Annotated in this window: 9 protein-coding genes and 1 pseudogene; 5 read left to right on the top strand and 5 right to left on the bottom strand. The window is 69.9% G+C overall.

What is annotated here, in order from left to right:
• Positions 1–210: hypothetical protein (locus BM165_RS25360; RefSeq protein ID WP_208976866.1), on the bottom strand; the 210-nt coding region annotated here is incomplete at its 3' end.
• A gap of 601 nt (positions 211–811) precedes the next feature.
• Between BM165_RS25360 and BM165_RS23605 the strand changes: the two genes are divergently transcribed.
• Positions 812–1,090: a hypothetical protein gene (locus BM165_RS23605; protein ID WP_075015984.1), complete on the top strand. Its 279-nt coding sequence runs from the start codon at positions 812–814 to the stop codon at positions 1,088–1,090.
• A gap of 96 nt (positions 1,091–1,186) precedes the next feature.
• On the opposite strand, the gene BM165_RS23600 is transcribed toward BM165_RS23605, so the two are convergent.
• Both BM165_RS23600 and BM165_RS25055 read right to left on the bottom strand, forming a co-directional pair.
• Complete coding sequence (locus BM165_RS23600; protein ID WP_143108321.1) at positions 1,187–1,543, bottom strand: hypothetical protein; 357 nt, start codon at positions 1,541–1,543, stop codon at positions 1,187–1,189.
• 699 nt (positions 1,544–2,242) lie between these two features.
• Positions 2,243–2,419, bottom strand: a complete 177-nt coding sequence (locus BM165_RS25055) for a hypothetical protein (RefSeq protein WP_177225297.1) — start codon at positions 2,417–2,419, stop codon at positions 2,243–2,245.
• A gap of 239 nt (positions 2,420–2,658) precedes the next feature.
• On the opposite strand from BM165_RS25055, the gene BM165_RS23595 reads away from it, so the two are divergent.
• From BM165_RS23595 to BM165_RS24045, 3 genes and pseudogenes are all read left to right on the top strand, one after another.
• Entirely contained in the window at positions 2,659–3,285 is a 627-nt protein-coding gene (locus tag BM165_RS23595) for a hypothetical protein (RefSeq protein WP_143108320.1), read from the top strand.
• A gap of 681 nt (positions 3,286–3,966) precedes the next feature.
• On the top strand, positions 3,967–4,323 hold the full coding sequence (locus tag BM165_RS23590; RefSeq protein WP_143108319.1) for a hypothetical protein: 357 nt from the start codon (positions 3,967–3,969) through the stop codon (positions 4,321–4,323).
• Positions 4,324–4,515: 192 nt separating this feature from the next.
• Positions 4,516–5,387: pseudogene (locus BM165_RS24045) on the top strand (IS5 family transposase).
• Positions 5,388–5,420: 33 nt separating this feature from the next.
• Here BM165_RS24045 and BM165_RS23575 read toward each other — a convergent pair.
• Both BM165_RS23575 and BM165_RS23570 read right to left on the bottom strand, forming a co-directional pair.
• On the bottom strand, positions 5,421–5,747 hold the full coding sequence (locus BM165_RS23575; RefSeq protein ID WP_075015979.1) for a YDG/SRA domain-containing protein: 327 nt from the start codon (positions 5,745–5,747) through the stop codon (positions 5,421–5,423).
• A gap of 2 nt (positions 5,748–5,749) precedes the next feature.
• The gene (locus tag BM165_RS23570; RefSeq protein ID WP_075015978.1) at positions 5,750–6,736 is read right to left on the bottom strand and encodes a lipase family protein; all 987 of its coding nucleotides are present in this window, start codon (positions 6,734–6,736) and stop codon (positions 5,750–5,752) included.
• A gap of 81 nt (positions 6,737–6,817) precedes the next feature.
• Here BM165_RS23570 and BM165_RS23565 point away from each other — a divergent pair.
• Positions 6,818–9,197: tetratricopeptide repeat protein (locus BM165_RS23565; RefSeq protein ID WP_075015977.1), on the top strand; the 2,380-nt coding region annotated here is incomplete at its 3' end.

The following is a 9,197-nucleotide window of genomic DNA, read 5'->3' as shown; positions in this document are numbered from 1 at the left end:
CGCCGACCGGCAGGCCTGGGTGCTGACCGGCGTGGCCGGGGCGCTGGCCGCCGCCGGCCAGGTCGACCGCGCCGGGCGGGTGGCGGCCGAAGCCGGGCGGGTGGCGGCCGCGCGATCCCCGATCCCACCTGGCAGGCCGGGGGGCTTACCGGCGTGGCGGGGGCGCTGGCCGGTGCCGGCCAGGCCGATCGCGCCGAGCAGGTCGCCCACGCCATCCCCGACCCCACCACGCAGGCCGAGGCGCTGGTCGCGGTGGCCGGGGCGCTATCCGGCGCGGCTGACCGGCGTCCGGAGGCACCGCACACGGAAACGGACGTGAACCGACCCGCGCGGACGTCGCGCTTGTTGCTTTTGTCCTGGTTACACCGAGACGGACCGATGGACTGAGGTTGTTGGCCGAGACGGAGCCCAAAGCACTTCTCGCAGCATCGGAAGCGATGCTGGCATCGGTCGTTGCTAGGCCATCCAGCCCGTGAGCGACGCAGCCGGCTATGGCATGTCTCGTGAGATGTCATGCCAAATGACGGCCAACGAGGCTGGGTAAATCAGCGCTCTTGGTGCCAGTGCGGCGCCTCGACAGGGGAGTACGCCGTCGGCACCCCCTCGCGAAGGGCCTCCTCACGGGCCTATTCTGTCGTCTGAGCAGGCCTCTCGCGGTTCGCGGCGTTGCCAGGCATTCCCGGCTATTCCCGAGAATCGTGGGTACAGCTTGGGTACGCCTCGGGTACGGCGCCGGACGGATCCGTGGAGTCGCCGGGCTCTGCTGGCGGCGCCCGGTTGTGCTGTCGGCGCCGGACGGCACACTCCGCCCGTGCTCGACGAGCCGACGCTGCCGATGGACCTCCCCATCCCCGACCCGGACCACCTCGAGGGCCTTGCCGCACTCGCCGCGCACACCGCCGCCGCGCACCGGCGGCAGGCCGAGGAGTCCGACCGTCGGCACCGCTACTGGAGCACCGTTGCTGTGGTGCTGCGGCTGCTGGCCGACGACGAGTCGGCGCAGCGCGCCGCGGTCGCGCTTGCTCAGGACGGGTCGGTCGGCACCGCCGAGGAGCTGGCCGCCGTGGCCTGGGAGCTCACCGCCCGCTGATCCGCAACGAGTCCAGCGGTTCCGGACGGTCCGAGCGCATGGATGCGGTCTGGGCGCGGTCCGCCGAGCCGGTCGAGGACGAGTTCAGCCCCGGGTTCAGCGAGGTGCGCGCTGATCGAGGAGGTCGGGAATGGGGCCGTAGCGCAGCTGCACCGACCGTGTGCTGTAGTCGTACCGGTAGCCGGGATGCAGCTGCCAGGCGCCGAAGGTGGAGCTGAAGTTGCCCATGGGGGCGATGGGGCTGCCGTCGGCGCGGTCCTCTCGCAGCAGCACCGTGGTCAGCCGGCGCTGCACGCTGCCGTCCTTGCCGTCACCGGTCCACTCGTATTGCCCGAGGATGACGCCGGTGCCGGCCGGTCGCCCCTGCTCGTCGTGGCGCTCCTGGAACGGCTTCTTGCTCTGCCCCCACCGCCACGGCTTGGGCTTCCAGCCGTTGTGCCAGTACAGCGGCACCCACTCGACGGTACGGCTGGCCAACAGCGCGGGCCGCACCACCTCCCGCAGCCACCTCTGATCGCGCTCCCGTGCGTCGGCGGGCGTTGGGGGCGCCGGCCTGTGGACGGGCTCATGCGCGCACGGGCTGCACACGTTCGTCAGCTTGGCTAGGCCCTCGAAGCCCTGATGGCTGCCGCAGAACGCCTCCCCGCATCGGCTGCAGCGTCCAGTGGCCAGCACGCCGCAGCCGCCCGACTTCACGCACACCGCCGGAGCAGTCATGCGGCCAGTATCGGTGGGCGTCAAGGTGCCCTCCGGCTCACCGCCGGACCCTGCGGCGTGAGCGGCCGCGCCGCGTCGGGGTCAGCAGCCGTCACCCGGTCGCCTCGGTCGCCGGGCAGGCGACGATGTTGAAGCTCCACTCGGCACAGACGTGCACGGGTAGCCGGCCTCGTCCCAGCGGTGCTCGTGAGCTGATGCCAGGACCGCCGCGGTGGAGTCCCAGAGTTGCTCCGGGGTGCCGACCCAGCCGTCCGCGACCAGGCGTCGCATGGTGGCGAACTGGTCGGCGTCGATGTGATCGCGGATGAGCAGTAGCCCGGTCGCGAGGACACCGCGGGCGACGGCGACATCGGCCGAGAAGGGTCGGGTGGCCGGTTCACCGGTGACAGGGTCGACGCGGCCGTAACTGGCGAGGAACTTGGCGCGCGTCGGTAATCACGCGGCCACCTGCCCGACGGTGGCGAGGCGCGCGCGGAGCGCAGCCGCACGGGCGGTGTGCTGGTCGATGTACGCGTCCCGGTAGCCGGTGCGCGGCTTGGCCTGTGCGGCGGCAAGTTCGGCCTCGACGGTCGTGAGGGCCGACTGTAGGCGGCGGATGGTGGTCGGGCTCATGGTGGCTCCAGGTGGGCTCCGCGCGCCGGGGGGTTGCGGCGTCGCTCTGACCTGTCCGTCACCCTGACGGGCGCGCACGGATCTAAGCCACTGATGAACCCGTCGGTCTCGTGGCTGCCGCGGCCAATCACGGACACATCCACTCTCGGCGTGCGGGACCTCGCGGTCCTGCGACCACTCGCGCCCGTGGTGATGCGGAGCCCTCGATCGGGTGACCGTCGTCACCTACGCTGCCCGGCATGCCAGCGGAGTGTGAGAAGGCAGGCGGCTGCGGCGTCCTCGCGGTCGGCCGGTGCGCAGTGTGCGCGCAGGCGTTCTGCGCCAGCCATCAGGGCTACCGCGGGCAGACGCAGATGCTCAACGAGTGCGCTCCGTGCACCGACATCTCGGAAGGGCAGAAGCGCGGCATGGCGCCGCACGCCTCGAACACCGAAGCGCGGGAATCCGAAGAGGTCTGGCTGCGAGACACGGTGCGTCCGGCGCTGCTGGCCAGTCCGACGGCGCCGTGGGTGCCGCTCTACGTGCATGACGGCTGGCAGAAGAAGCCGTGGCGGCCGGGCCTCAGAAAGCGCCCGTTCGACGAGCAGCACGACGAACTGGGCCACTCGGTCGGCAGCGGCCTGCTTATTGGTGAGCTGGAGTGGGTCTACGACGGTAAGGAGGGCTCCTACAAGGAGCAGCGGCAGACGGTGCTGCTCGAACATGACCTCGAGGGCTCGCCGGTGCGGCCACTGGGCGGCTACAACGCTGAACTGCAGGCGCATCGTGTGTCGACGGTCGGGACCTACGACTGGATGTGGCGCGGCATCTTCCTGCGGTTGGCCATGCGGAAGGTGCTGGAGCAGCACGCTCCCGGGGTTGAATAGCTCTGGCGGTGCTGTGACGCCTCCCTGACGAGCAGCGCCCTTCCCGGACAGTCTGAGGCAGACCGCATCCCGGGGGGCGCCCGCATGGCCGGATACTCGACACCGAAGGACACGACCGACGCGACACCACGCGCCGGCCACCTGGCGCCTGCCTCAACGCGCTCGGGTATGCCGTCGACGACCTCGACGCGCGGCTGACCGAGACCACGGCGACCGCGGACGAGGCAAAGAGCTTCGGCGAGAGCGCCAGGAGCCGCAACAGCGCAGGACAACCGGCTCGACTCGATCGGTGACAGCGTCGACAGCGTCCGCGACCGGGTCGAGAAGCTTCAGAAGACGCCGATCCTGTCGTTGCCAGCGGGTGGTCGAGCTGGGCAATGGGTCCATAAGCGCTCGGACGTGTCAGGCGATGCCATCTGGGCGAGCTCGCTCGTCGGCGGAGGCAGTGGTGGAGCAGGTCTGCCGTCCGGTGGCAAGGCCGGCGAGGTCCTGGGGATGACCGCGACCGGCGCCGACTGGGTCGCCGACGACAACTGGACATGGGTCACCGAGCGGGAGTCGCTGCCGTGGCAAGGCGACGACGTCGTCGTCCCGGTTCGTCGTGGTCGACCCGGCCGCACCGGGGGAGTGGGACCCGGCGACCGAGCAGGTCTATCGGACCAGCCTGGCACCGTGACGCGCATGCACGCTCCGCCGACGCTGCTCGACGTGCTGTTCGCGCGCCAGCCGGGCGCGCCGGTCGGCGTCCGCGAGCAGTGGTCGTCCGCCGGTGCGCGCCGCATCGCCGCGCGGTCCTTCGGCGGCGCGTACCTGCCGGTGTGGTCGCTGAGCTCGCGCATGTCAGCCCGCGCGCACGCCGACGTGTGGACCGCGCGCGCCGAGCTGCTCGCGCGCATCGAGGACGTCGGCGCGCACGCCACCGCGGCGATGCGCGTGCTGTCCACGCTCGCCGAGGCGCGCCCGCACCGCATCACCGACGCGCTGGTGACCGCGGCGCTCAACGTCGGAGTACCTGCGGAGGCGCGCGGATCGGCTTGACCGCACCGTCGCGGGTCGCGCCGCGCGCATCCGGCTGCTGCGGACAACGTCGCCGCCGCGCGCACCTGCTCCTGACCAGCACGGTCACGGTCCGCGACGCTGGCGCCGGTGATGGCGACCGACGTCACGCGATCAGAGGCAACTAGGGCCTGTCCTGGCGATCTTGCACTGGTGTGATTCACGCTGGAAGCGATGGTTGGCCGACATGAACTCACCGACGCGGCCTGGGCCCGTATCGAGCCGCTGCTGCCTTCCACCGGTCGCCGGGGCGGGCGGTGGCGGGATCACCGGCAGGTGATCAACGCGATCCTGTGGCAGCCCAAGACCGGCGTGCCCTGGCGTGACCTGCCCGAGCGCTATGGGCCGTGGAAGACCGCGCACGAGCGGCTGCGCAAATGGACCGCCGATGGCACCTGGGAACACATGTTCCAACACGTGGTGATCAAGGACGATGCGGTCGGCGCGATCGAGTGGACGATCAGCGTGGACTCCTCCTCGGTCCGGGCCCACCAGCACGCCGCTGGCGCTCGCAAAAAGGGGGCTGCAGCACCGCGATCGAGGCCCTCGCGGTCGACGGTGAGGCGCTTGGGAGTTCCCGGGGCGGGCTGACTTCCAAGGTCCACCTGGTCGTCGACGGTCGCGGGCGGCCGCTGGCGGTGCGGCTGACCGCCGGCCAGGCCGGGGACAATCCCCAGCTCTTGCCGCTGCTGGACGCCATTCGGGTGCCGCGCGTCGGTCCGGGGCGGCCGCGCAAACGCCCCGATCATCTGATCGCCGATAGGGCCTACTCCCATCCCTCCACCCGCCGGGCACTGCGCCGCCGCGGCATCGCCCACTCCATTCCAGAGAAATGCGACCAGAAGGCCCACCGGCGCCAGCGCGGCTCGGCCGGCGGGCGACCGCCGACCTTCAACCGGGACCGATACAAGCAGCGCAACGTCGTGGAACGCTGCTTCAACCGGCTCAAGCAGTTCCGCGCCCTGGCCACTCGCTACGCCAAGCGCGCCGCCTACTACCGGGCCACGCTCCTGCTGATTAGCGCAGTGCTTTGGCTCAGCACATAATCCGCGGGACAGGCCCTAGTACTGCAACGGCGGTTATGGCGGTGCCTGTCCTCCTGCTCGTTCGTGAGCGGCGCGGGCTTGGGCCTGGCGTCGTCGCCGCCACCAGGACCAGTTGGCGGTGATGCGGTCGCCCTGGTCTCGATCATCCGGGTAGCCGCCGGAGACGATGAACGCGTCGGCGCCGTCTTCCACGGGACCGCTGATTCCGGCCTGACCGTGTCGGTGCAGGCCGGCCGCCCGTAGGGATTCGCGGGCGTCAAAGACGGTGCCCTCGGGGTAGCCGGGGATTTCACCGAACACGCTGGGGTTGGCCACGAACGGCAAGGTACGAGCCAGCGGGCGGTTCACCTGCAGCGACACGTTCACGGTGACCGGTCGGGGCCGTCAGCGGCCCCGACGTCAAGGTCCACATCCGGCTGCTTGGCCGCGTCAGTTGCGCGGGCCAACGCCTCGGCGACGGCCAGGCCGGTCTCGGGTCGCTCCAGGTAGCCGGCGATGCCGTGGTGTTCATGCTTGCTGACCAGCTCGTGGTCCTCGACGAGGCGGCCATCGGTGGACTGGAACAACGGGGCCAGACGGGGCTCGACGGCGATGAAGTCGTCGCGGTGGGCCACGTTGACCCAGCGGTCGACGTTTGGCGGCCAGGACGGCGGTTGAGGATGCAGCCGGGGATAGACCACGCTGCCGAGGCCGAGCGGGCTGCCGAGGGTGATCAGCATGGGCAGCGGTCGGGACAGTTGGTGGCCCGCTTCCCAGGCGACGACGGAGCCGAGTGAGTGGCCGATGACCAGGACGGTGTCGTCCTTGATGAGGTCCGCGGCTAGCTGCAAGATGCGCGCGCGAAGGTCAGCGTCGGCAAGGTAGCGGGCGACTTGGGTCAGGTCGGGCCGGGCGCGCTGGGCTAGGCCGAAGATGCGGGAGGCCAGCCAGTGGTGATCGTCGAGCACGGCGATGGCGTTGCGAGTGATCGCGCCGGGACCCTGGACCTCGTCGAGTTGGGTGTCGGCCTGGGTGAGGGCCTGGAGTGCCTCGGCGGCGCTGCGTTCATTACCACGCGTCGCCGCAGTCTCGAGGACCGCCCGAGCGAGTTCGTCGGCGATGGCGTCGACCTCCGCGCTGACCGCGGTGTCACCGCCTTGTACGTCGAGAGGCAGGAAGCGGTCGCCGTAGAAGGCCATGCCACACAGCGGTTCGCGGGCGGCCCCGCAGCTGGCCGTCAGGTCGGCGGCTATCCGGTCGGCGTGCCGATGGCCGGAGAACAGCACGCCTTTGACCAGGCTTGGGAACCAGAGGCGCTCCTGCTCGTCGCGGTCGCTGCCCTGTTGGCCGATGCCGTGCACGAACACCATGCGCGCCACGTGCCCCCCTTAACCGTGCTGGTGAGCCATAGATGGGTCCCGATCGTGCACCAGTTGGAGTAGGAACCGGGCATGGGGGAACGCCGCGCGCTGGTGATTGGGGCGCCGAACGACCGCTTCGGCCGCCTCACATTCCTGCCAGAGGTGGTTCGCGATCTGCACCGAGTCGTTCGTGATCCGCAGCGGGGGGGCTGCCAGCCGGCCCTGCCCGACGGCCGGGACCTGCTGCTCGGAGCGGCGGCGACGCACAGGAAGATCGTCGCTGCCATCAAGGACGCGATGGCTGCGGCCAACCGGGATCAGGCGACACTGTTCGTCTACTTCTGCGGGCACGGGGTGCGCAAGGCCGAGGACTTCTTCCTCATTGGCTCCGACACCCGGCCCGACGACGTGGATCTCGACACCGCATTCGGCCTGGGTTATCGGCTGACCGGGTTACTGCAGTCGCACCCGACCCTGGACGGGGTGATGTTCTTGCTCGACGCTTGCCACTCCGGTGAGGTCGTGGCTAACCCGGTTCACGGGCTATTCAGCGCGGCGATGCAGGGACGCATCGAGTTTCTCACCGCCACCCGCGCCGAGCAGGTGGCCAGCAAGGGCTGTTTCAGCCGCAGCCTCACCCAGCTGCTCACGGTCGGCTCTCCCCGCACCGCCGATCCTGAACTGTTGGCCTACCGTGAGCATGCCCGGCTCTCGCAGGTCCCGCCCGCCCCCAGCGAGTGCCGGGGGATGGCCAAGGCGGTGCACCTGTCCTTGAACGGCACCAGCGACGCAGGTCTGTGGCTGGGTCGCAACCCCGCCGCCGACCTGCGCCCCGCCCTCCATGGGACTACCGGCGCTGACCTGGTCGCTCAGCTGACAAGAGACTGGCAACGACGCTTAGGGCCGCTAGGATCGCTCGCTACGCTGCTGAGCAGCGAGATCTCCCCGATCGCCATCACCGGCGGTCCCGCGACAGGTAAATCCGCACTCCTAGCCGGGCTGGGCCGCCGCAGCGCCGATGACTGGGGGATGGGTCTCGACGCGTTGGTCTCGGTACGGCCCGGAGGCACCCTGGTGCAGCTGGCCGATGAGCTGGCCGACCAGCTCAGCCGCACCGAGGCCTACCGGTCGGGTAAGCAGCGGTGGCAACAGGCCACGCCGATCACTGACCAAGACGCGGCGCCGGAGTTCCAACGCCTTATCACTGGCCCCCTTGCCCACCTTCGACCTGGCGACCGAATCCGGATTGGGATCGACGCCGCCGATCAGCTCGACACCGTGCAACGCCGCCGCCTGATCGACGCCGCCGCCGACCTGCCGCAAGTGATTCTGCTACTGACCGGCCGACGACTTGACGAGGTCTCGCCCACCAGCAGGGTCGAACTGCCCGACACGGATCCCGATGCGGTAGCCCGCTTGCTTGTAACGTTGATCGATGAGCCGGAGACCCGCTGCCAGGTCACGACCCTAGCTGGCGGGGAGTGGCTGCTGAGCCGCATCCTGGCCGGACTATGGCGCGCAGGACAGCTTCGTCCCGGCACGGCTCAACTGAACCTGACGGACTTGCCCGCGGCGTTCGACGCGGCCATCGCAACCGCCCAGACTGCTGCGCTGCAAGCACCGATCGACGATGTCCTGCGCCTGCTGGCGGCCGCGCCTACCGGAACGTGGATGCCACTGAACGTCCTTACCGCGATCCTCGAACGCCATGCTGCACGATGTTCAGCGACCGCTGTTCACCCTCAGTTGGACGCCACTGCTGTTTGGGCCAGGGACGCCCTGGTTGCCCTCGGCGAGCTTGTAGCCCGGGCCGAGCCGGGCGAGTCGACTGAACGCCTCGGCCCTGCGCATGACAAGATCGCCACCCACCTGGCCAACCGATACGGTCAGGCCGTCGTCGCGGCCTCTCACTCGACCATTGCCGAAGTCCTGATTCAAATCATCGCCTCAGATGAGGCACCCGTCCACGTTCGGGCTTACGCCACCGCGCATCTCAGCGAGCACCTACACGCCGCCGGCCGAACTCCCGATGCGCTCAAGCACGTGCCCAAGCTCTCTACCCCGGCTGACAACCTTGCGCTCTGGCAGGTTTGGCATGACCGCCTTGCCTACCAAGGCGAAAATCATCTCGACGTGCTGACCGTCCGCAGCAGCATTGCATTCTGGACTGGCGAGGTCGGGGATGCTGCCGAGGCGCTGCGGCTGGCTGAGCAACTGCTGCCCGACCAGGTGCGGGTGCTCGGCCCCGACCACCCCGAAGTGCTGACCACCCGGCATAACGTCGCGTTTCGGGTCGGGGAGGTCGGGGATGCAGCCGGGGCGCTGCGCCTCTTAGAGCAGCTGCTGCTCGACCGGGTGCGGGTGCTCGGCCCTGATCACCCCGAAGTGCTGATGACCCGAAATAACGTCGCGTTCTGGACCGGGCAGGCTGGGGACGCTGCCGGGGCGCTGCAGCTGTTCGAGCAGCTGC

The organism is Geodermatophilus obscurus (genome assembly GCF_900115395.1).
In the GTDB taxonomy this organism is placed as follows: Bacteria; Actinomycetota; Actinomycetes; order Mycobacteriales; family Geodermatophilaceae; genus Geodermatophilus; species Geodermatophilus obscurus_B.
Note: the sequence above shows the minus strand (reverse complement) of the source record. Positions and strands in the feature narration are given on the sequence as shown.